Origin of the sequence: Klebsiella sp. 141162, assembly GCF_050600755.1 — a bacterium.
In the GTDB taxonomy this organism is placed as follows: Bacteria; Pseudomonadota; Gammaproteobacteria; order Enterobacterales; family Enterobacteriaceae; genus Klebsiella; species Klebsiella aerogenes.
In genome coordinates, this window is the sequence record NZ_JAQIRI010000007.1 from 182,723 (window position 1) to 205,464 (window position 22,742).

The following is a 22,742-nucleotide window of genomic DNA, read 5'->3' on the forward strand; positions in this document are numbered from 1 at the left end:
GTTTCTATGCAACGTGTTGTTATCACTCCCGGCGAGCCCGCGGGGATTGGTCCCGATCTTGTCGCCGAGCTTGCACAGCGCGACTGGCCGGTTGAACTGGTTATCTGCGCCGATGGCGCACTGTTAACTGACCGAGCCCGCCAGCTCGGTCTTCCTTTATCGCTCCTCCCTTACGATCCAACCCTTCCTCCACAGCCGCAGCGGGCGGGCACGCTCACGCTACTTCCCGTTGCCCTCAACGCGCCGGTACAGCCGGGCGTGCTTAATGTCGCTAACGGCAACTATGTGGTGGAAACCCTGGCGCGCGCCTGCGATGGCTGCCTTAAGGGAGAATTCGCGGCGTTGATTACCGGGCCGGTGCACAAAGGCAACATCAATGACGCCGGTATCTCCTTCACCGGCCATACCGAGTTCTTTGAAGAACGCGCTCACGCCAGCAAAGTGGTGATGATGCTGGCGACCGAAGAGCTGCGGGTCGCGCTGGCCACCACCCATCTGCCGCTAAAAGCAATAAGCGAGGCAATTACGCCAGAGCTGCTGCGCGAAGTAATTACCATCCTCGATGCCGATCTGCGGCATAAATTCGGTATCGCTCAGCCGCACGTGCTGGTTTGCGGCCTGAATCCCCACGCCGGCGAAGGCGGCCACATGGGGACGGAAGAGATCGATACCATTATTCCCGTGCTGGAAGAGATGCGGGCAAAGGGCATGAATTTAAGCGGTCCGCTGCCTGCGGATACCCTTTTTCAGCCAAAATATCTCGATAATGCCGATGCGGTACTCGCGATGTACCACGATCAGGGCCTGCCCGTGCTAAAATACCAGGGCTTTGGCCGCGGCGTGAATATTACGCTCGGTTTACCTTTTATTCGTACCTCCGTTGACCACGGGACCGCGCTGGAATTAGCCGGTCAGGGGAAAGCGGACGTCGGCAGTTTTATCACGGCGCTTAATCTCGCCATCAAAATGATTGTTAATACCCAATGAATAATCGAGTCCATCAGGGCCATTTAGCCCGTAAACGCTTCGGGCAAAACTTTCTCAACGATCAGTTCGTGATCGACAGCATTGTTTCGGCCATCAATCCTCAGAAAGGCCAGGCGATGGTCGAAATCGGCCCGGGTCTCGCCGCGCTGACCGAACCGGTCGGCGAACGCCTCGACCAGTTAACCGTTATCGAGCTGGACCGCGATCTGGCGGCCCGCCTGCAGACGCATCCGTTCCTCGGCCCTAAGCTGACCATTTACCAGCAGGATGCGATGACCATGAACTTCGGAGAACTGTCGGAGAAAATGGGCCAGCCGCTGCGCGTCTTCGGCAACCTGCCGTACAACATCTCAACGCCGTTGATGTTCCACCTCTTCAGCTATACTGATGCCATTGCCGATATGCACTTTATGCTGCAGAAGGAAGTGGTTAATCGTCTGGTTGCCGGGCCGAATAGTAAAGCGTATGGTCGATTAAGCGTAATGGCGCAGTACTACTGCCAGGTGATCCCGGTACTTGAAGTCCCGCCGACCGCCTTTACGCCGCCGCCAAAAGTGGATTCCGCCGTCGTGCGCCTGGTGCCGCACCGCACCATGCCGTACCCGGTGAAGGATGTCCGCGTGCTGAGCCGTATCACCACTGAAGCCTTCAACCAGCGCCGTAAGACCATCCGTAATAGTCTCGGCAATCTGTTTAGCGTTGAGGTGCTGACGGAGCTGGGCGTCGACCCGGCGGTACGTGCGGAGAATATTTCTGTAGAGCAGTACTGTAAGATGGCCAACTGGTTATCCAACAATCTGCCTTCGAAGGAGAGCTAACCATGATTAATTCGCCTCGTGTTTGCGTCCAGGTGCAAAGCGTCTATATCGAATCGCAATCTTCTCCGGAAGAAGAGCGCTACGTCTTCGCTTACACCGTCACTATTCGCAACCTGGGGCGGAGTCAGGTTCAGCTTCTCGGCCGCTACTGGCTCATCACCAATGGACACGGTCGCGAGACGGAAGTCCAGGGTGAAGGGGTGGTCGGCGAACAGCCGCACATCCCTGCCGGCGAAGAGTATCAATACACCAGCGGCGCGGTTATCGAAACGCCGCTGGGCACCATGCAGGGTCATTATGAGATGATTGATAGCAACGGCGCACCGTTCACTATCGAGATCCCTGTCTTCCGTCTCGCAGTTCCAACGCTTATACATTAAAAACAATGGCTACATACCTTATTGGCGACATTCATGGTTGCTACGATGAACTGATCGCATTGCTGGAGCAGGTGGAGTTTAATCCTGATACGGATACCCTGTGGCTCACCGGCGACCTGGTCGCGCGCGGCCCCGGCTCTCTGGAAGTGCTGCGGTTCGTGAAAACGCTCGGCGATAGCGTGCGCATCGTGCTGGGCAACCATGACCTGCATCTGCTGGCGGTGTTTGCCGGCATTAGCCGCAACAAGCCCAAAGACCGTCTGACGCCGCTGCTGGAAGCGCCGGATGCCGATGAGCTCCTCAACTGGCTGCGTCGCCAGCCGCTGATGCAGGTCGATGAAGAGAAAAAGCTGGTGATGGCGCATGCCGGCATCACGCCGCAGTGGGATCTGGAAACCGCCAAACAGTGCGCGCGCGATGTCGAAGCCGTGCTGGCGAGCGACTCCTATCCGTTCTTCCTCGACGCGATGTATGGCGATATGCCGAACCACTGGAGCAATGAGCTCAGCGGCCTGGCGCGCCTGCGCTTTATCACCAACGCCTTCACCCGCATGCGCTATTGCTTCCCGAACGGCCAGTTGGATATGTACAGCAAAGAGGCGCCGGAAGACGCGCCAGCCCCGCTTAAGCCATGGTTTGCCATTCCGGGCCCGGTCGCTCGCGAGTACAGTATCGCCTTTGGCCACTGGGCGTCGCTGGAAGGCCGCGGTACGCCGGAAGGTATCTATGCGCTGGATACCGGCTGCTGCTGGGGCGGCGACCTGACCTGCCTGCGCTGGGAAGATAAAACGTATTTCACCCAGCGTTCCAACCGCCAGAAAAGCCTCGACGAAGGCGAAGCGGTCGCCTCCTGAGTCGATCCCGGATGGCGGCGCGCTGCGCCTTATCCGGGCTACCTCCGGTACGGGAGATTCCTGATAAAATAAAACCCCGGTCACGCCTGACGCGACCGGGGTTTTTCAATCCACGCTATGTTAGCTTAACGACGCTCGAGGATCTCGAAGCAGTAGCTGTGGGAGTTTTGCGCGTCGGCATCGTGGAACTCACTGAACACCGATTCCCACTCGTCCGGATCGTAATCCGGGAAATGGGTATCTCCTTCCACTTCCGCATCAATATGGGTCAGGTAGAGTTTGTGCGCTTTTGGCAGGAACTGCTCGTAAACGCGGCCACCGCCGATCACCATAATCTCTTCCGCATCGCCGCAGGCGGCAATCGCTTCATCAACAGACTTCACCCACTGCACGCGATCGTCGCTGCCTGGCTTGCTGCTGATAACGATATTTTTACGTCCTGGCAACGGGCGACCGATGGATTCCCAGGTCAAACGCCCCATTACCACCGGCTTGTTTAAGGTGTTACGTTTAAACCAGGCGAGATCGGCAGGCAAGTCCCATGGCATAGCGTTCTCCATGCCAATTACGCGATCTACAGCTAACGCCGCAATCAGACTAATCATTGAAAATATCCCGAATGCAAAAAATTGCCGCCACTATACGGAAAGCGTAATACTTCGTCGACTGAACGAAGAGTAAAGAATAAGAAAATTTTTAGATTTGCTGGCGAGCCCACGTAAGCCTCATGAGCCGCCAGATCAGGAACTAAATTGAAAACAAAATGTTAGCTGTAAAGTTAACGCAACATTTGCTTACCACCTTAGGTTGAAGGCTTATTCTCCGGCTCATCGCGGACGTCTCCGGTGTGCCGTCCTTCTTCAGTACCTTGCCAGCCGTGACGCTGCACTAGCGACAGATGATTACGGTCCTCATTAATGATGCCGGTAAGCATATCGCTGGTACGCTTGAACACCGCCACCCGCGAGGCAGCGTCATTTTCCGCCATCGCCACCATCTCTTCCACCATCTGCTGGTTAAAGCGGCGGAACAGATCGGCGCGCTCGCGGGCCTCATAAGCGCCCAGACCTAAGGCTTCCAGCGTCATGCGGCCGCTTTTCAGCGCCGATTCGAAGGTCTCGCGCTCCGGCGCTTCTACCCCGGCCTGGCGCAGCTGAATGTAGTGATCGACATCGCGGGCGCGTGAAATGATCTGCAGATGCGGGAAATGTTCTTTCGCCAGCTCCACCAGTTGCAGGCTGGCCTGCGGATCGTCGATGGCGTTAATCAGCACTTCCGCCTTAGCCGCCCCCGCCGATTCCAGCAGATCCACCCGCGTGGCATCGCCGTAAAACACCTTCATATCGAACTTGCGAAGGGTATCAACGTGGTCCGGATCGTGATCGAGGATAACCATTTTCACCCCGCTGGAAAGCAGCACACGGCCGGCTATCTGCCCATAGCGGCCAAAACCGGCGATAATTACCCGCGGCTGCTCTTCATCAATCTCGTCCGCTTCGCGCTCCTGGTTACTGGCGGATTTCTCCATTCGCGTCAGCAGCACCAGCAGGATAGGCGTTGCCGCCATCGATAGCGCCACCGCCAGCGTCAGCGCCTTCGCCCACTCGCTATCCAGCACATCGGCCATCTGCGCGGCGCCGAAGACCACGAAAGCGAACTCACTCCCCTGCCCCAATAATACGGCAAACCAGCGGCGCTGCGCGCGCGGTACACCCAGTGGTTTAGCAATCAACCATAGCATCAAGGCCTTAATCGCCAGGAAACCCACCAGCAGGATCAGGATACGTAGCGGATGGGTGACCAGGGTCCCAAAGTCGATAGACATACCGACGCCGATAAAGAACAGCCCCAACAGCAACCCTTTAAACGGTTCGATATCGCTCTCCAGCGCATGGCGGTATTCAGAACTAGCCAGAAGCACCCCGGCAAGAAACGCGCCCATCGCCATCGACAGCCCGACTTCCTCCAGCAGCAATCCGAAGCCGAAGACCAGGAACAGGGCCACGGCGCTGAACACTTCGCGCAGGCCGGAACGGGCAACAAAGCGCAGCACCGGCCGGGTCAAATAGCGCCCTAACAGCACCACCAGCGCCAGCGCGCCGGCCACTTTTAACGCCGACAGCGCAAACGCGGCCAGCGTGGTTGAACCGCCGCTGGCCGCCAGCAGCGGAATCATCGCGACCAGAGGGATAGCGGCGATATCCTGGAACAACAGCACGGCGAAGGCGCTGCGTCCCAGCTGCGTCACCGTCAGGTTACGTTCGTTCATCGCCTGCATCGCAATCGCCGTCGACGACAGCGCCAGCGTCATCCCGATCAGCTCCGCAACCTGCCAGCGCAAGCCAAGCAGCATGCAGAACAGGCCGATAAACGCGCCGCACACCACCATTTGCAGCGCACCGCCGCCAAATACCGAGGCGCGCAGTTTCCATAGGCGCTGCGGATCCAGCTCAAGACCTATAACAAACAGCATCAGCACCACGCCGATTTCGGCAAAATGCAGAATCGCCTCAGCGTCAGTAACCAGCCGCAGTCCCCACGGGCCGATAACGCAGCCGGCAATCAGATATCCGAGCACCGATCCCAGCCCAAGACGCACGGCGATCGGCACGATAAGCGCAGCGGAACCGAGGTAAATCAGCGCCTGTATTAGCGTATGGCTATCCATTGTTATGCGCCTCCTGCCATTCGATTAAGCGTTGACGATAATGACGGGCCTGCGCCTGCAGCGTTTCGTCATCGCAGATAAAGGTACAGTGCATGGCAAACGGCGGCAGCCATTTCATACCACAGTACAGCGCCGTTGCCTGCAGAGGCTGCGCCAGCACGTCAAAGCCGGGGAATGAACCAATATCGAAGTGGCTTTCGCCGCCGCCGGTAGTAACCGCCCACATTAACGATTTACCGTGTAACGCAATACCGTTGTGGCCGTACGCCCAGCCGTGGGACAGGACTTTATCCATCCACAGTTTTAACAGCGGTGGCACGCTGTACCACTGCATTGGATGCTGCCAGATAACCAGATCGGCGCGCGCCAGCGCCGCCTGCTCGGCAGCGATATCTATATTGAAGTCGGGATATAGCTCGTAGAGGGAGCGTATCTCTACGCCATCAAGCGTCCCTGCCTGCTCAAGCATCCGCTTATTCGCATGGGAGTGATGCGGATAAGGATGCGAGTAAATTATCAGAATCATGAATGGGCCTGTCTTTTGTATTCTTGTAGCAGTGAGTGTAGACAGTTAACTCGCTCACTGAAAGGGGGGAATGCCTGAGGAAAAGTCGATCGCAGCTAATGATAATCCTCCCATCACAACAAAAATGCAGGCGTCCCAGAGCACAATTGGCGCCCCATTTAATTCCCCATACGAATTTATCATTAGAAATGATACAGTCACTTGATATTTTAAGGCGAGATTAAATCATTCTTTAATAAATAAATCTATACACCCCACAATGTACAACCAATAATTTTACGCTCTTCATTTTGAGCCCCAAAATTTTAAATCAAAAACAAAACTCTAATATATAGCGTTAACCGGAAGCGCTATTTACGCAAATGGACGTGTATATGAGCAACAAACATTTTGAACTAAACAGAACAACCAAAACGCTGGCGAGAATATTTCCCGCCTTATTAATGTTTACGCCAATTGTTGTCAGCGCAGGCACGATTGCCGAGTCAACCTCCGTGCCACAAGACTTCTCGGCTGATACCGAGTACGTCATTAATAGAGACGTCACCGTCTCCTCCGCAGATAACACCCCAGCAGTATCCGTTAGCGGGATGAAAGTCGAAAAAGTTACCAATGAAGGCAATATTTCCGGTTCGGGAATCGGTCTGAATATTAATATCGATGCGCAACCAGTAGAAATTAATAATAATGAAAATGCAATTATTTCATCTGCAACTGATAATGCCGTTAACGTGCAATCAATGGCGGGTGATTTTAATAATAGCGGAATCATTACTGGCGCCAACAACGGTATTTTCGTTAGCGAAGAGTCATCGGCAATTAGTATCACCAATACCGATACCGGCGTGATTAGCGGGAAAAACGGCCTGAGTTCGCAAATCGGCCTCGGGTTAGATAACAGCGGCGCCATCACCGGTACCGCAGGCGATGGTGTTGCATTAAGCGACGGCAACAGCAAAATTAACAACAGCGGCACCGTGCAGGGTAGCCAAAACGGTATCAACGTCGCTAATGACGCGAAGGCCGATATCATCAACAGCGGTTTACTCGGCGGCGGCGATGCGGCCGTGATGTTTGCCAGCAGCAAAAATAATAGCCTGGTACTCAATACCGGCTCTTCCCTCATCGGCGATGTCATCTCCACGGGCTCAACGGGTAACGCACTCTCGCTGGTCGGTTCTGGTACGGAAGACAGCAACTTTGTCGGCCTTAACGATGGCGACGGTTTTGCCTCCGTGAAAATGAACGGTGAAGACTGGACGCTCACCGGCAACCTCGACATCATCGGCAGCGGCGATTCCCTCCAGGTTAATAGCGGCCAGTTGACGCTGGCGGGCGCTGTCGCTAATAGCGGCAACACGCTGGTAGCGGAAGCGGCCACGCTACAGTTAGGCAACGGGCAGAAAACCGCGACCCTCACCGGCAGCCTGACCAATAACGGCACGCTGATCTTCAATCAGGGAAGCGACTCTACTTTTGCCACCGGTATCATCGGTAGCGGCAACGTGGAAAAAGTCGATGCCAATACCCTGACCTTAACCGGCGCCAATAGTTATACCGGCAATACGCTTCTGAAAAGCGGCACCACTCTGGTCGCGGAAGGCGCTACTCTCGGCGTCGCCGGCAGCGACGCCACCCTCACCATCGAAAATGGCGCGCAATTTGCCAGCGCAGGCGAAGTCAATAACAACATTGATGTCCTCAGCGGCGGTATCCTCGCGGCGTGGAATGCGGTTGACGGTAACTCAACGCTAAGAACATCCGGCGTCGACACCATTAATGGCAATGTAAGCAACAGCGGCACGCTGTTACTCAGCGCCGCCGATAATAGCGTTGGCAACAATTTTACGATTAACGGCGACTATACCGGCTCCGCCGGCAGCCAAATCGTGATGAACAGCCAACTTGGCGAAGACAGCTCGCCGACCGACCATCTGTCCATCACCGGCAGCAGCTACGGTCAGTCTGGCGTCAGCATCGCCAATATCGGCGGGCTGGGCGCGCAAACCGTTAATGGTATGGAGGTTGTCAGCGTCGGCGGCAGTTCAGAAGCACAGTTAACTTTATCCAAACCGGTTGTCGCCGGGGCTTATGAGTATGGTCTGTATCAACACGACAACGGTAACTGGTATCTGGAATCCAAAGCGACCCCGTCAGACGATCCGTCGGATGATACTGACGATGGTGGCAGCGGTACCGATGGCGGCAGCGGCACCGATGGCGGCAGCGGCACCGATGGCGGCAGCGGCACCGATGGCGGTAGCAGCACCGATGGCGGTAGCGGTACCGATGGCGGTAGCGGCACCGATAATGGCGGTCAACCCCTGCCAGAAGTCATGGCCCCGGAAGTTGGCGCTTATCTGGGTAACTATCTCGCGGCGCAGAGTATGTTCCTGCATAAACGTGACGATCGTGACCAGCTCACCTTCCGCAATACAGACGACCTGAACACCTGGATGTACGTAAAGGGCCGTTATCATGAGAATGACGCCGGCGGCGATAAAATCAGCTACGACACCACCACCACCGTACTCCAGGTGGGCAGTGATGTCATCAGCAAGCCAATGGACAACGGGATATTGCGTGCGGGCGGCATGTTTGGCGCAGGTCAGGCGAAAACGGATTCAGATGCAAAACACAATGTGCGTACCGCGCAGGGTAAAGTCGACGGTTTCAACGTTGGCCTGTACGCCACCTGGCAGGAAGATCCGAAATTGCGTCTCGGCAGCTACATCGATACCTGGGCCTCTTACAGCTGGTATAACAACACCGTCACCAGCAATCGCAATAATGAAAAGTATGACAGTAAAGGTTTTGCCGCCTCTGTTGAAGTCGGCCATGTGTGGGTGATCCCTTCAGAAAGCGCGCGTACGTGGAAGATCGAACCTCAGGCGCAGGTGATCTACAGCTATCTCGATCAGGAAAATCATACCGACCCGGATGGCGTGCGGGTATCAACCCTGGACAACAACAGCCTGTTTGGCCGTCTCGGCGTGAAGACCAGCTACTTTGAGCAGCGAGATGTTAAAGCCTGGCAGCCGTATGTCGCGGTGAACTGGCTGAAAGGCGCGGGTCAAAACGATTTGGCGTTCAATGGCGAAAAAGTCAGCAACGATACGCCGGACGACCGCGGTCAGTTAGAGCTGGGCGTAACCGGCAATGTGAACGAGACGACCACAATCTCGCTGCGCGCCAGCGGCGAATGGGGTGAAAACAGCTACGCCGCTTATGGCGGCCACATTCTGCTGAATCACCGCTGGTAATCGCCGTACAATGAAAGGTAAAAAGCAGTGGCCGGAGCCACTGCTTTTTTTTAGTTATCCAGCTCGTCCATTGACTTCACCTGGTCGCGATTAATCTGCTCCACGCGACCGGTTTCCGCATTTTTGTAGGATACCAGGCCAGTATCATCATCAACCTGCGGCTTACCGCTGGTCACAATTGTTTTGCCATCTGTCGTTTTGAGCGACTGATTTGATGAGCAACCTGCCACAAATACCATCGCCGTTGCCGCCAGCGCGGATGCCACCAGAATTTTGTTCCGCATTGTATCCTCCTGTCTTTTCATCAATTGGTATCGTTATCGTGCTAACTATAGTTAGCCTGACCTGGCAGGCAGATAAAAGCAGAACTCTCCGAAGATGGTTGCCGTAAAAAAAAGGGCTGACGATATCGTCAGCCCCTCTGTTTCGCTTTCCGGCCCGGCCGGTGCGCTTATTTGGTGATTTGCGCGTGCATTTCCTGCACCGAAATGACCTTCTCGGTCGCATCGGCATTCAGCGCCATCGCGGTGGCGAAACCGCCGTTCAGGGTGGTGTCGTAATGCACCTTGTACTGCAGCGCGCTGCGGCGAATCAGCTTGGAATCCTCAATCGCCTGACGACCTGCGGTGGTATTGATGATGTAGGTATATTCGCCATTCTTGATACGGTCCTGAATGTGCGGACGACCTTCATGTACCTTGTTCACCAGACGCGGGTTGATACCGGCTTCACCCAGTACAATCGCGGTACCGTGGGTTGCATCCAGCTCGAAGCCCTGTTTCAGCAGTTTTGCCGCCAGGTCGACAACGCGCTCTTTGTCGCCTTCGCGAACGGAGAGCAGCGCGCGCCCCTGTTTCTTCATCGTGGAGTTGCTGCCCAGCTGCGCTTTGGCGAACGCTTCCGCGAAGGTGCGGCCCACGCCCATCACTTCCCCGGTAGAGCGCATTTCCGGCCCTAACAGCGGGTCAACGCCCGGGAATTTGTTGAACGGCAGCACCACCTCTTTGACCGAATAGTACGGCGGGATGATTTCTTTAGTGACGCCCTGCTGCGCCAGCGTTTTACCGGCCATTACGCGCGCCGCCACTTTCGCCAGCGGTACGCCGGTGGCTTTCGAGACGAACGGTACGGTACGCGCCGCGCGCGGGTTCACTTCAATCAGGTACACTTCGTTGTTCTTCACCGCGAACTGTACGTTCATCAGGCCGCGAACCTGCAGCTCGAAGGCCAGCTTCTGTACCTGCTCGCGCATCACATCCTGAATTTCCTGGCTCAGGGTGTAGGCAGGCAGAGAACAGGCGGAGTCGCCGGAGTGCACGCCCGCTTGTTCGATGTGCTCCATGATGCCGCCAATCAGCACCATTTCGCCGTCGCAGATAGCGTCAACATCGACTTCAACCGCATCGTCGAGGAAGCGATCGAGCAGCACCGGCGCATCGTTAGAAACGCTCACCGCGGTCTGGAAGTAGCGACGCAGGTCAGCTTCGTCATAAACGATTTCCATCGCCCGGCCGCCGAGCACATAAGACGGGCGTACCACCAGCGGATAGCCGATCTCTTTTGCCTTCTCAACCGCTTGCTCAAGCGCGGTCACGGTGGCGTTCGCCGGCTGCTTCAGCTTCAGACGGTCAACCGCATGCTGGAAGCGCTCGCGGTCTTCCGCGCGGTCGATAGCGTCCGGGCTGGTGCCGATAACCGGTACGCCCGCGGCTTCCAGTTCACGCGCCAGCTTCAGCGGGGTCTGGCCGCCGTACTGCACGATAACGCCTTTTGGCTTCTCGATACGCACGATTTCCAGTACGTCCTCAAGCGTTACCGGCTCGAAGTACAGACGGTCGGAGGTGTCGTAGTCGGTCGAAACGGTTTCCGGGTTACAGTTAACCATAATGGTTTCGTAACCGTCTTCGCGCAGCGCCAGCGAGGCGTGTACGCAGCAGTAGTCAAACTCGATACCCTGGCCGATACGGTTCGGGCCGCCGCCGAGAACCATGATTTTATCGCGGTCTACGGACGGGTTGGATTCGCACTCGTCTTCATAGGTGGAGTACATGTAGGCGGTATCGGTGGCGAATTCCGCCGCGCAGGTATCCACGCGCTTGTAGACCGGGTGCAGGTTGTACTGGTCGCGCAGCTTGCGGATTTCCGCTTCGCGCACGCCCGCCAGCTTAGCCAGACGCGCATCGGCAAAGCCTTTACGCTTCAGGTGGCGCAGGAAGTCAGCGTCGAGGCCGTTGATGCCCACTGCCGCCACTTTCTCTTCCAGGCGCACCAGCTCTTCGATTTGTACCAGGAACCAGCGGTCGATGTTGGTCAGGTTGAAGACGCCGTCGACGGAGAGACCGGCGCGGAAGGCATCAGCGATGTACCAGATACGCTCGGCGCCCGCGTCTTTCAGCTCGCGACGGATTTTGGTCAGCGCTTCCGGATCGTCGAGGCTGACTTTCGGGTCGAAGCCGGTGGCGCCCACTTCCAGGCCGCGCAGCGCTTTCTGCAGCGATTCCTGCTGCGTGCGGCCAATCGCCATCACTTCGCCGACGGATTTCATCTGCGTTGTCAGACGGTCGTTAGCGCCAGCGAATTTTTCAAAGTTAAAGCGTGGAATTTTGGTCACAACATAGTCGATGGACGGTTCGAAGGAGGCCGGAGTACGGCCGCCGGTGATGTCGTTCATCAGCTCGTCAAGGGTGTAGCCCACCGCCAGCTTCGCCGCCACTTTGGCAATCGGGAAGCCGGTCGCTTTCGAAGCCAGCGCCGAAGAGCGGGATACGCGCGGGTTCATTTCGATAACGATAAGGCGACCATCTTTCGGGTTCACCGAGAACTGTACGTTAGAACCGCCGGTTTCCACGCCGATTTCACGCAGCACCGCCATCGAGGCGTTACGCATGATTTGGTATTCTTTGTCGGTCAGGGTCTGCGCCGGGGCGACGGTGATGGAGTCGCCGGTGTGAATCCCCATGGCATCGAAGTTTTCAATCGAGCAGACGATGATGCAGTTATCGTTCTTATCGCGCACCACTTCCATCTCGTACTCTTTCCAGCCGATCAGCGATTCATCAATCAGCAGTTCGTTGGTCGGAGAGAGATCCAGGCCGCGTTCGCAGATTTCTTCGAACTCTTCGCGGTTATAGGCGATACCGCCGCCGGTGCCGCCCATGGTGAAGGACGGACGGATGATGCATGGGAAGCCAACGTCAGCGGCCACCGCCAGCGCTTCTTCCATGGTGTGCGCAATGCCGGAACGCGCGGTGTCGAGGCCGATTTTCTTCATCGCCACATCGAAGCGACGACGGTCTTCCGCTTTATCGATCGCATCGGCGGTCGCGCCAATCATAGTCACGCCGAACTCAGCCAGCACGCCCTGACGCTCCAGCTCCAGCGCGCAGTTCAGCGCGGTCTGGCCGCCCATAGTCGGCAGTACCGCGTCCGGGCGCTCTTTTTCGATAATTTTACGTACCACTTCCCAGTGAATCGGCTCGATATAGGTCGCATCGGCCATTTCCGGGTCGGTCATGATAGTCGCTGGGTTGGAGTTCACCAGAATAACGCGGTAACCCTCTTCGCGTAGGGCTTTACAGGCCTGGGCGCCCGAGTAGTCAAACTCACACGCCTGACCGATAACAATCGGGCCCGCGCCCAGAATCAGGATACTTTTTATGTCTGTACGTTTTGGCATGGCTCTTTTACTCCTGATTATTTCGCGGACTGACGGTATTGCTCAATTAACTCGATAAAGTGGTCGAACAGCGGCGCGGCATCGTGCGGGCCCGGGCTCGCTTCAGGGTGACCCTGGAAGCTAAACGCCGGCTTGTCGGTACGATGGATCCCCTGCAGGGTCCCGTCGAACAGTGACTTGTGGGTCACGCGCAGATTGGCAGGCAGCGTCGCTTCGTCAACGGCAAAGCCGTGGTTCTGGGCGGTAATCATCACTACATTGTTATCGATATCTTTAACCGGGTGGTTGCCGCCGTGGTGACCAAATTTCATCTTAATGGTCTTCGCGCCGCTCGCCAGCGCCAGCAGCTGATGGCCAAGACAGATGCCAAAGACCGGAATATCGGTGGTGAGGAATTTTTCTATTGCCGCGATGGCGTAATCGCACGGCGCCGGGTCGCCAGGGCCGTTGGAGAGGAAAATACCGTCCGGATTCAGCTTAAGCACATCTTCTGCCGACGTTTGCGCCGGTACGATAGTCAGGCGACAACCGCGATCGACCAGCATCCGCAGGATGTTGCGCTTGGCGCCGAAGTCATAAGCCACGACGTGGAACGGCAGCTCGCTTTCCGCCTTCGCTTCCGGCAGGTCGCCCGCCAGTGTCCAGCTCCCCTGCGTCCAGGCGTAAGTTTCTGCAGTAGTGACCTCTTTTGCCAGATCCATACCGTTCAGGCCAGGGAACGCCTGGGCTTTTTCCAGCGCCAGCTGGGCATCAAGATTATCGCCGGCGATGATGCAGCCATTCTGCGCGCCTTTCTCACGCAGTAAACGCGTCAGCTTACGGGTATCGATATCGGCAATGGCCACAATGTTATGGCGCTTCAGGTAAGAAGAAAGGTCCTCGGTATTGCGGAAGTTGCTGGCAATCAGCGGCAGGTCGCGAATGACCAGGCCTTGTGCATGTACCTGAGAAGATTCTTCATCGGCGGCGTTGGTGCCGACATTTCCAATATGGGGATAAGTAAGAGTGACGATTTGGCGGGAATAGGAAGGATCAGTGAGGATTTCTTGATAACCGGTCATTGAAGTATTGAAAACGACTTCCCCAACCGCCGTGCCGGTTGCCCCGATGGCCCGACCGTGAAACTGGGTTCCGTCTTCCAGAACCAAAAGCGCTGACTTAATCAAAACACCCTCCAGAGAATATTCACTCACTTTATTTGCATATTAATTCAGACATAGATCTGAATCAATGCAAATTTTTGCCCGCAGAATTTTGGCAAACGGCGGCATTCTGGAGAGATGTCAGGTAAAAGTCAACTTAAAGCGGATATTTTTAACCTTATTTTACGTCACTGGCGCGCAATGGGCTATTTTCACGGTAAAAAGATCAACTAACCTGGTTGAGAAAACGCTTGCGGGCGAGGAAAACTGTAAAATCAGCCAGCGGAGGGTAAAAAAGTGGACCAGATGGTCAAAATTTACAATTCAATAACCAAAAACATCAGGAAGATATAGCTTTTTAAAGCCTTCAGAAGAAAAAAACACAAAAGCAGTCAAAATAAAAAAGGGCAATAAAATATTGCCCTTTGCAATCAATCACATATTGAATGCAATAACCACATCACGATGGGTAATAATCATTATAAAGCATTCAGATCAAGCACATCTTTCATGTCAAAGAGACCACTTTTTTTGTCTTTCAACCATAAAGCAGAACGAACGGCGCCATTGGCAAAAGTCATCCGACTGGAAGCCTTATGGGTAATTTCGATACGTTCCCCGATATCGGCGAACATCGCCGTATGTTCGCCGACGATGTCGCCCGCGCGAACGGTAGCAAAGCCAATGGTACCCGGAACGCGTTCGCCGGTATAACCTTCACGACTGTAGACGGCGCAGTCCTTCAGATCTTTGTTCAATGCCCCGGCGATCGCCTCGCCCATCGCCAACGCGGTACCTGATGGCGCGTCCACTTTATGCCTATGGTGCGCTTCGATGATTTCGATATCGGTATAATCGCCCATTACCTTTGCCGCCTTTTCCAGCAGCTTTAACAACACGTTGACGCCAACGCTAAAGTTAGCGGCAAAGACGATGGCGATTTCCTGTGCGGCATCGCTAATCGCCTGCTTTCCGGCATCATCAAAACCGGTGGTGCCGATCACCATCCCTTTGCCGTGTTGACGGCAGAAAGCCAGATGGTTAAGCGTGCCTTCCGGGCGGGTAAAATCGATTAAAACATCGAAATCATTGCTTACCGCCGCCAGGCTGCTTTGGACGGTAACGCCTGATTTGCCTGCGCCTGCCAACTCGCCCGCATCGCTGCCCACCAGGCTTGAACCTTCGCGCTCCAGCGCCGCGCCAAGCGCCACGCCTTCCATCTGCAGCGCAGCCTGAATTAACTGGCGTCCCATCCGGCCGCCCGCGCCGGCGATGGCCACGCGGATTTGTGCATCTTGCATAGCTATTCTCTTTTGTTAACTTCACGTGAATTGTTTTCAGAGTAACCAGCCCATTGCATAGCCGCTACTCAAAAACGCCGATAATTAGAAATTTATGACAAACGGCGGTCGATATCAGTAAAAACTATATGATTGTGCCGCGATTCGGCGTTTAAGTAGTGAAAATTGGGAGGGGACACGGTAGCGCCCCGCCCGCGCGACGCGGGCTAAGGCGTTGTGTACTCAATCAAAGGGGGAAAAGCGCACCTGCGGGGAAAGCGGATAAAAACCAGGTTACCGCCAGTAAATCGGCGCTGCCGCCGGGGCTGAGATGGCGAGCAATCAGCTCGTCGTCGAGTTGGCGTAGCGCCTCCAGCCCGCCGTCAGCCATGACGCCGCCCTGCCACAACAGCCGCTGCGCCTCCTGCTGCACATAGTTCAGGCCCGCAAGCCCGCCGCGCGAGACCAGATTGGTGTCATCATTCCACGCCATCAGATGCAGCAAGGTTTGCAGCAACGCCAGGTTGCTATCGCCAGTCTCTTCCATCATGCGGTTGAACACCGGCAGCGCCTGGGTACGCACGGTACGAAAGCCGCTCTCGGCCTCGCCGCGGGCGCCGGAGAGTCCATAACGTAAAAAATGGGCCTCGCCTTTGCTTAACTGTTCGCCGCTGGCGGAAGAGAGTTCTTGCATAACCATGCCGCGACAGAATCGCGCCACCTGATCGCAAAGCCGATGCTGTTCAATCGGTTCGCCTTTCGATACCAGCCTTCCCGCCGCCGCGCTCAGCAAACCGAAAGCGAAGATTGCCCCGCGATGGGTATTCACCCCGCCGGTGACCTCCAACATATCGTTCTCACAGGCCATTCCCACAGGACGCAGCATCATTAACACCTGTTCCGGTACGATAGCCGCGGTATCGTGGCCCATGATGAAAAATTTCTCCATCCACGGCGCCACGACCGCGGTGCTGGCCTCAAAAGAGGCCAGGTCCATATCGTGATGGGCGCCTGTGTTACGAATGTCCACCAACCCGGGCTTTGGGGTCAGGCGAACTTCGGTTAAAAGCGCGCGTTCTACCGCGCTGACCACCTCTTCAGCGTTCAGCGATGTCACGCGCAGAGAACGCGGCGGATTGATTAACACTTCGCTCATTGCCCTTCCCCCTCTGCGTTTAGTCGCTGTTTTTCACCTGACGAATGACATCAAGAACGGAGCCATCACGATAGCGCACCACCGCCACCACGCGATCGGTAAACTCGATCGGCTGCGGTTTGCCGGTTAACAGTTCCGCACGCTGCTGCAGTTCCTCAATAGTCATCAGCGGAATGCCCGCGTTGCGCAAATTGTCGATCAGATCCTGGCGCGCCGGGTTTACCGCTATGCCGTGGTCGGTGACCAGCACATCTACGCTGGCTCCCGGCGTGACGCGGGTCAGCACTTTTTCCACGACGCAGGGAATACGGCCGCGAACTAATGGCGCGGTAATGATGGTCAAATCCGCGCCGGCGGCGGTATCGCTATGGCCGCCGGACGCGCCGCGCAGCACGCCGTTAGAGCCGGTCATCACGTTAACGTTAAAGTCGGTATCGATTTCCAGCGCGCTGAGCATCACCACGTTTAAGCGCTCGCAGGAGGCGCCTTTAGAGCCCGGGCTGGCATACTGGTTGGTGGAAATCTCTACGTGATTCGGGTTCTGCGCCAATGAACGCGCCGCGTCGCCATCAAACGACTGGGTATCGAGCAGCGTTTTAATCAACCCTTTTTCGTGCAGGTCAACCATGGTCCCGGTGATGCCGCCAAGGCCGAAGCTGGCGGTAATGCCGTTACGGCGCATTTTATCTTCGAGGAAGCGGCTCACCGCCAGCGAGGCGCCGCCGGTACCGGTCTGCAGCGAGAAACCGTCTTTAAAGTACCCGGAATGCTCAACCACTTTCGCCGCCTGGCGGGCGATCAGCAGCTCACGCGGGTTGCTGGTCAGACGGATCGCGCCAGCGGTGATTTTTTCCGGATCGCCGACTTCGTCCACCTGGACTATCAGATCGACCTGATCCTGGGCGATACTGGCCGGATAGTTAGGATAATCCACCCACTCTTCGGTCAGCAGCACTACGCATTTGGCATGTTCCGCATCAACGCGCGCGTAGCCCAGCGAACCGCACCGTGATTTACCGCTAAAGCCGTTGGCGTTGCCAAACTCATCGCAGCAAGGAACGCCGAGAAACGCGACATCAATCGACAGCTCGCCGCTTTGAATCAGCTGTACGCGACCGCCGTGGGAGTGGATCTGTACCGGGTTTTCCATCAAACCGGCGGAGATCTCCTCGCCCAGCTTGCCGCGCAGGCCGGAGGTGTAGATCTGGCGGATCACACCATTTTTAATATGCTCGATCAGCGGCCAGTGGGCATCGATCAGCGAACTGGACGCCAGCGTCAGATCGCGAAAGCCCATTTCCGCCAGCTTCGCCACTACCATATTGACGACTTTGTCACCGCCGCGAAACGCGTGGTGGAACGAAATGGTCATGCCGTTTTGCAAGCCGGAGCGACGGATCGCCGTTTCCAGCGAATCGCAGATTTTACGCTGACGTTTTTCGCTTTCGCTCGCCAGCCACGGGCTTTTCGCCGTCACGCCCGCATAAGGCGCTAACCCTTCCGGCATCACGTACTGCTGATTAAGCATTGTTACTGTCTCTTTCATCTTATTCCCCTTAATCACGAATACCGGAAGCCGAGAGCGCCACCACTTTGCGAGCATGGTCGATAATCGGTCCATCGATCATCTTGCCGTTCAGCGATACCACGCCAAGACCGCGCGTTTCGGCTTCTTCCGCCGCGGCAATCACCTCCAGCGCGTGATCGACCTCTTTGCGCGTCGGGGCATAGACCTGATGCAGGAGTTCAATTTGTCGCGGGTTAACCAACGATTTGCCGTTAAAGCCGAGATTTTTGGCCAGATTCGCTTCCGCCAGGAAGCCCTCTTCGTTGTTGATATCCGACCACACCACGTCATAGGCTGCGATGCCGGCAACGCGCGCGGCATGCAGCACGGCGCAGCGGGCATAGAACAGTTCAGTACCGTCACCACGGGAGGTGCCCATATCCATGACGTAGTCGAAAGCTGCCAGCGCGATCGCCGCCAGACGCGGGCTGGCGCGGGCAATCTCTACCGCATTCACCACGCCCAGCGCCGACTCAATAGCCGCCATTAGTTTGGTGCTGCCCACTTCCCGGCCGCATTCGCGCTCAATCCGTTCAACATGCGCTTCCAGCTCATGGATATCTTCTTTACTGTCGGTTTTCGGCAGACGCACCATATCCACGCCCGCGCGGACCACCGCTTCAAGGTCGGCAAGACCGAATGGCGTATTTAACGGGTTAATACGCACCACGGTTTCGATATCCTGATACAGCGGATGCTGCAGCGCCTGATGCACCAATAGGCGAGCGGTATCTTTTTCGCGTAGCGAAACGGCATCTTCAAGGTCGAACATCACCGCATCGGCGCCGTAAACAAATGAAGTGCTTAACATGGCGGCATTGGCGCCAGGGATGAACAGCATACTGCGACGTGGTTTCATAGCTGGCTCCATTGTAATTGGGACTGTTGCGCCGCCCGCAGCGCTGCGGCCTGTACGCGGGCCCGCAGTACGCATTCCAGCGCGCCTTTATCATCGACCACCACGTTGGCCTGGTTCACGCCAAGCTGCGCCAGCGTTTCTCTGACCACCTGCTCAATCGCGGCGCCAAACTGTTGTTTCACAATGCTGTCGATTTCCAGCTGAATGCCCGGCTGCGCCGCCGGTCCAATCCTGACCATTACATCGCTGGATTCCAGCGTGCCGGCCAGGGCGTCAATCTTCATTTCCATAGGGGAAAATCCTTAGTTAGGGCATAAAAATCAGGCGGTTTGATGTTCGCTTTCCGCCAGTTTCATCAGAAAAGAGAGGGTTCCCGGCGGCACCAACGCCGCGACCGCCTGCCAGTTGCGCTGCCGATAAAGTTCGCGCACTCGGGAGGCCGACACGGGCCCGTCATTTTTTTCGATTCGCGTCAGCTCAACCACTTCAATGGGCGGCGCCTCGCCTGGCGCTTCCAGCAGTGACTTCATGCGTTGGTTGTAATTACGAGTCAGGGGACATAGCGGCTCGGTGCCGACAAAACGATGGGTAATCTGCAGCGCCGGGGCCAGACGTTCGCGAAAGAGCTGCAGGTCAATCTGGCTGTGACAGTCATCGACCACGCCCTGCTCTTTCAGGAAATAGCCGGGGAACGTCGCCCGCGAAATCAGATACGCCGAACCGGGGTGCAGCGTCACTTTGTCGATGCCGGTAATCCCCTGTTCGATCAGCTTGAAGCGATCGTGATAGGAAAAGCAGGATGCATCTTCCTTGACCACAAACAGATGCAGCCAGTCGCACTGCCGTGCCGCCTGTTCCACCAGCCAGCGGTGACCAAGAGTGAAGGGATTGGCGTTCATCACAATAGCGCCGATTTTTTTTCCCGGTTGACGGTACATTGCCAGCTGACGGCAGTAACGAGTCAGACGTTCGCGGCTGTTTTCCATCAATACGGCGCGATCGCCCGCCTGGGCTATCGGCCAGAAGCCGGCGCCGGAGAACAGCGCGGCATTGCTCGGCTTAGTAAATAAAAACAGTTCGCTACGCCCAAGTTCATAGGCCAGCGTCAGGAGTTCGGTCAGTAATTTAAGGCTCAGCCCCTCCCCCTGTAGCGAGGGATCGACGGCGATGCATTTCAGTACATTACCGGCAATGGCGCCGCAGCCGACCAGCCGTTGCCGATACTCCGCAACGATTGCCATCTCGCAATCGGTTTCTAACGACAACTGATGCTGATGAAGAAACCGATCGATCGCCTCTCGCCGCGGTTGATCCTTTAATAGCTGAACGCGTTTTAATATCAGAGTCATTTTTAGCGCTTCGTTATTCTAAAACGAACTGTATTTCGCCAGCGTTCGACTATTGATACTTGTATTTAAGTCACAGTTTTCCCCGTGGCTTAATTAGCTTTATGGTTTTTATGTTGTTAATTAATTCAGAATAATAAAAATAATTAAATTAATAAAAAACACGAGTATTCAGTGAAGGCAATCACACCTTACCACTAAGTCTATTTATTACTATGCGCCGGTATTACTACTCCATCAATAAACAGGAAAACGTTTATGACCAACATGAGTCAGGCTCCCGCAACGGAGAAAAAGGGCGTTAGCGACCTGCTGGGATTTAAAATCTTCGGCATGCCGCTCCCCCTTTACGCGTTTGCGTTAATTACGCTATTACTTTCACATTTTTATAACGCTTTACCCACCGACATCGTTGGCGGCTTTGCCATCATGTTTATTATCGGCGCCATATTCGGCGAAATTGGCAAACGTCTACCAATATTCAACAAATATATAGGTGGCGCCCCGGTAATGATTTTCCTGGTCGCCGCTTATTTTGTTTATGCCGGTATTTTCACGCAAAAAGAAATCGATGCTATCAGCAACGTTATGGATGAAAGTAACTTCCTTAACTTATTCATCGCGGTATTAATTACCGGGGCGATTCTGTCGGTAAACCGCCGTCTGCTGCTGAAATCGCTGCTCGGCTATATTCCAACCATCCTGATGGGCATTGTCGGCGCGTCGATTTTCGGCATCGCTATCGGCCTGGTGTTCGGTATTCCGGTAGATCGCATCATGATGCTGTACGTCCTGCCGATCATGGGCGGCGGCAACGGCGCGGGCGCGGTTCCGCTGTCGGAGATTTATCACTCCGTCACCGGTCGTTCACGTGATGAGTACTACTCAACCGCCATCGCTATTCTGACCATCGCTAACATTTTCGCCATCGTCTTCGCCGCAGTCCTCGATATCATCGGCAAAAAATACACCTGGCTGAGCGGCGAAGGCGAACTGGTGCGTAAAGCCTCGTTCAAAGTCGAAGAAGACGAGAAAGCGGGACAAATCACGCATCGTGAAACCGCCGTCGGTCTGGTGCTTTCCACGACCTGTTTCCTGCTGGCATACGTCGTCGCGAAGAAAATCCTGCCAAGCATTGGCGGCGTTTCGATTCACTACTTCGCATGGATGGTACTGATCGTTGCGGCGCTGAACGCCTCCGGCCTGTGCTCACCGGAAATCAAAGCCGGCGCCAAGCGTCTGTCTGATTTCTTCTCTAAACAGCTGCTGTGGGTACTGATGGTCGGCGTCGGCGTTTGCTACACCGACCTGCAGGAAATCATCAATGCCATTACTGTCTATAACGTCGTTATCGCCGCCGTAATCGTTATCGGCGCAGTGCTCGGCGCGGCGATCGGCGGCTGGATGATGGGCTTCTTCCCGATTGAATCAGCGATCACCGCAGGCCTGTGTATGGCTAACCGCGGCGGTTCCGGCGACCTGGAAGTCCTTTCCGCCTGTAACCGTATGAGCCTTATCTCTTATGCACAAATCTCCTCCCGTTTGGGCGGCGGTATTGTGCTGGTCATCGCCAGCATCGTGTTCGGCATGATGATTTAACCCACACGCACGATGGCGCCGTTGAGCGGCCGAAGAAGTTGACCCAGTCAGGGACCAGCGCCGGGGGCGGCTGCGGGAAATCCACCCTGCTCCTTAGCCGGAAGCGTCGACAACCTCGCCAACCAACGCGTCATCGTGCCCTTATACGAGATTTTGTATGACTGATGCTGCGCTGTTAGGCGAGGGCTTCACCCTGATGTTTCTTGGCATGGGCTTCGTGCTGGCGTTTCTGCTGCTGCTCATTTTCGCCATCCGGGGAATGTCTCTCGCCGTTACCCGTCTGTTCCCTGAGCCGCCTGCCGCGCCCAAAGCGGCGCCTGCGGCCGTCGCGCCCGCCGACGACTTCGCCCGCTTAAAACCGGCGATTGTCGCCGCCATTCACCACCATCGCCGCCTTAATTCTTAATTCACGGAGGAATTCATGACCGTTGCCATTACCGATGTCGTCCTGCGCGACGCCCACCAGTCCCTGTTCGCCACCCGCCTGCGTCTCGACGATATGCTGCCCGTTGCGGCCGCGCTCGACGACGTCGGCTACCGCTCGCTGGAATGCTGGGGCGGCGCCACCTTTGACGCCTGCATCCGCTTCCTCGGCGAGGACCCGTGGGTCCGCCTGCGCGA

Annotated in this window: 19 protein-coding genes and 1 pseudogene; 8 read left to right on the forward strand and 12 right to left on the reverse strand. The window is 55.9% G+C overall.

Going from position 1 to position 22,742, the window contains the following annotated elements; all coding sequences use genetic code 11:
* The first annotated feature begins 6 nt into the window (after window positions 1-6).
* The 4 genes from pdxA to apaH are packed head-to-tail and all read left to right on the forward strand — an operon-like array spanning window position 7 to window position 3,039.
* Complete coding sequence (gene pdxA, locus PGR23_RS18760) at window positions 7-987, forward strand: 4-hydroxythreonine-4-phosphate dehydrogenase PdxA (RefSeq protein WP_049061338.1); 981 nt, start codon at window positions 7-9, stop codon at window positions 985-987.
* Window positions 984-1,805: a 16S rRNA (adenine(1518)-N(6)/adenine(1519)-N(6))-dimethyltransferase RsmA gene (gene rsmA / locus PGR23_RS18765; RefSeq protein WP_015368291.1), complete on the forward strand. Its 822-nt coding sequence runs from the start codon at window positions 984-986 to the stop codon at window positions 1,803-1,805. Before pdxA ends, rsmA begins: the two co-directional genes overlap by 4 nt.
* A gap of 2 nt (window positions 1,806-1,807) precedes the next feature.
* Window positions 1,808-2,185 (forward strand): Co2+/Mg2+ efflux protein ApaG, encoded by a 378-nt coding sequence (gene apaG, locus PGR23_RS18770; RefSeq protein ID WP_045397284.1) that lies wholly within the window; start codon window positions 1,808-1,810, stop codon window positions 2,183-2,185.
* A 5-nt stretch (window positions 2,186-2,190) separates the two neighbouring features.
* Complete coding sequence (apaH, locus tag PGR23_RS18775; protein WP_045397283.1) at window positions 2,191-3,039, forward strand: bis(5'-nucleosyl)-tetraphosphatase (symmetrical) ApaH; 849 nt, start codon at window positions 2,191-2,193, stop codon at window positions 3,037-3,039.
* 125 nt (window positions 3,040-3,164) lie between these two features.
* Here the strand turns inward: apaH and folA are convergent, their stop codons facing one another.
* The 3 genes from folA to kefF all read right to left on the reverse strand — a co-directional run bounded on the left by folA (window position 3,165) and on the right by kefF (window position 6,233).
* Entirely contained in the window at window positions 3,165-3,644 is a 480-nt protein-coding gene (gene folA / locus PGR23_RS18780; RefSeq protein WP_015368294.1) for a type 3 dihydrofolate reductase, read from the reverse strand.
* A gap of 197 nt (window positions 3,645-3,841) precedes the next feature.
* On the reverse strand, window positions 3,842-5,707 hold the full coding sequence (gene kefC / locus PGR23_RS18785) for a glutathione-regulated potassium-efflux system protein KefC (protein ID WP_032715999.1): 1,866 nt from the start codon (window positions 5,705-5,707) through the stop codon (window positions 3,842-3,844).
* A complete protein-coding gene (kefF, locus tag PGR23_RS18790; protein ID WP_015704370.1) occupies window positions 5,700-6,233 on the reverse strand; it encodes a glutathione-regulated potassium-efflux system oxidoreductase KefF in 534 nt (177 codons plus the stop codon). Before kefF ends, kefC begins: the two co-directional genes overlap by 8 nt.
* A 374-nt stretch (window positions 6,234-6,607) precedes the next feature.
* On the opposite strand from kefF, the gene PGR23_RS18795 reads away from it, so the two are divergent.
* Window positions 6,608-9,496, forward strand: coding sequence for an autotransporter outer membrane beta-barrel domain-containing protein (locus PGR23_RS18795; protein WP_396279926.1), 2,889 nt, complete (start codon window positions 6,608-6,610; stop codon window positions 9,494-9,496).
* 50 nt (window positions 9,497-9,546) lie between these two features.
* On the opposite strand, the gene PGR23_RS18800 is transcribed toward PGR23_RS18795, so the two are convergent.
* The 9 genes from PGR23_RS18800 to citC all read right to left on the reverse strand — a co-directional run bounded on the left by PGR23_RS18800 (window position 9,547) and on the right by citC (window position 20,525).
* Window positions 9,547-9,780 carry a YgdI/YgdR family lipoprotein gene (locus PGR23_RS18800; RefSeq protein WP_015704368.1) on the reverse strand — a complete coding sequence of 78 codons (234 nt, stop codon included), beginning with the start codon at window positions 9,778-9,780 and terminating at the stop codon, window positions 9,547-9,549.
* A 167-nt stretch (window positions 9,781-9,947) separates the two neighbouring features.
* Window positions 9,948-13,172, reverse strand: a complete 3,225-nt coding sequence (gene carB, locus PGR23_RS18805; RefSeq protein WP_045397278.1) for a carbamoyl-phosphate synthase large subunit — start codon at window positions 13,170-13,172, stop codon at window positions 9,948-9,950.
* Between the two features lie 17 nt (window positions 13,173-13,189).
* Window positions 13,190-14,338 (reverse strand): glutamine-hydrolyzing carbamoyl-phosphate synthase small subunit, encoded by a 1,149-nt coding sequence (carA, locus tag PGR23_RS18810; RefSeq protein ID WP_015368301.1) that lies wholly within the window; start codon window positions 14,336-14,338, stop codon window positions 13,190-13,192.
* A gap of 455 nt (window positions 14,339-14,793) precedes the next feature.
* Window positions 14,794-15,615, reverse strand: coding sequence for a 4-hydroxy-tetrahydrodipicolinate reductase (gene dapB, locus PGR23_RS18815; protein ID WP_396279927.1), 822 nt, complete (start codon window positions 15,613-15,615; stop codon window positions 14,794-14,796).
* A gap of 226 nt (window positions 15,616-15,841) precedes the next feature.
* The gene (gene citG / locus PGR23_RS18820; protein WP_396279928.1) at window positions 15,842-16,750 is read right to left on the reverse strand and encodes a triphosphoribosyl-dephospho-CoA synthase CitG; all 909 of its coding nucleotides are present in this window, start codon (window positions 16,748-16,750) and stop codon (window positions 15,842-15,844) included.
* A gap of 19 nt (window positions 16,751-16,769) precedes the next feature.
* Window positions 16,770-18,296 carry a citrate lyase subunit alpha gene (gene citF, locus PGR23_RS18825; RefSeq protein WP_045411537.1) on the reverse strand — a complete coding sequence of 509 codons (1,527 nt, stop codon included), beginning with the start codon at window positions 18,294-18,296 and terminating at the stop codon, window positions 16,770-16,772.
* Window positions 18,297-18,306: 10 nt separating this feature from the next.
* Window positions 18,307-19,176 carry a citrate (pro-3S)-lyase subunit beta gene (citE, locus tag PGR23_RS18830; protein ID WP_015368307.1) on the reverse strand — a complete coding sequence of 290 codons (870 nt, stop codon included), beginning with the start codon at window positions 19,174-19,176 and terminating at the stop codon, window positions 18,307-18,309.
* Complete coding sequence (citD, locus tag PGR23_RS18835; protein WP_045397268.1) at window positions 19,173-19,466, reverse strand: citrate lyase acyl carrier protein; 294 nt, start codon at window positions 19,464-19,466, stop codon at window positions 19,173-19,175. Before citD ends, citE begins: the two co-directional genes overlap by 4 nt.
* Before the next feature lie 30 nt (window positions 19,467-19,496).
* Complete coding sequence (citC, locus tag PGR23_RS18840; RefSeq protein WP_396279929.1) at window positions 19,497-20,525, reverse strand: [citrate (pro-3S)-lyase] ligase; 1,029 nt, start codon at window positions 20,523-20,525, stop codon at window positions 19,497-19,499.
* 255 nt (window positions 20,526-20,780) lie between these two features.
* Between citC and citS the strand changes: the two genes are divergently transcribed.
* The 3 genes and pseudogenes from citS to PGR23_RS18855 all read left to right on the forward strand — a co-directional run.
* Window positions 20,781-22,121: a citrate/sodium symporter CitS gene (citS, locus tag PGR23_RS18845; protein ID WP_045397262.1), complete on the forward strand. Its 1,341-nt coding sequence runs from the start codon at window positions 20,781-20,783 to the stop codon at window positions 22,119-22,121.
* A 157-nt stretch (window positions 22,122-22,278) separates the two neighbouring features.
* Complete coding sequence (locus tag PGR23_RS18850) at window positions 22,279-22,527, forward strand: oxaloacetate decarboxylase subunit gamma (protein WP_063413966.1); 249 nt, start codon at window positions 22,279-22,281, stop codon at window positions 22,525-22,527.
* A gap of 15 nt (window positions 22,528-22,542) precedes the next feature.
* Window positions 22,543-22,742, forward strand: a pseudogene (locus PGR23_RS18855) (sodium-extruding oxaloacetate decarboxylase subunit alpha); the annotation flags it as partial.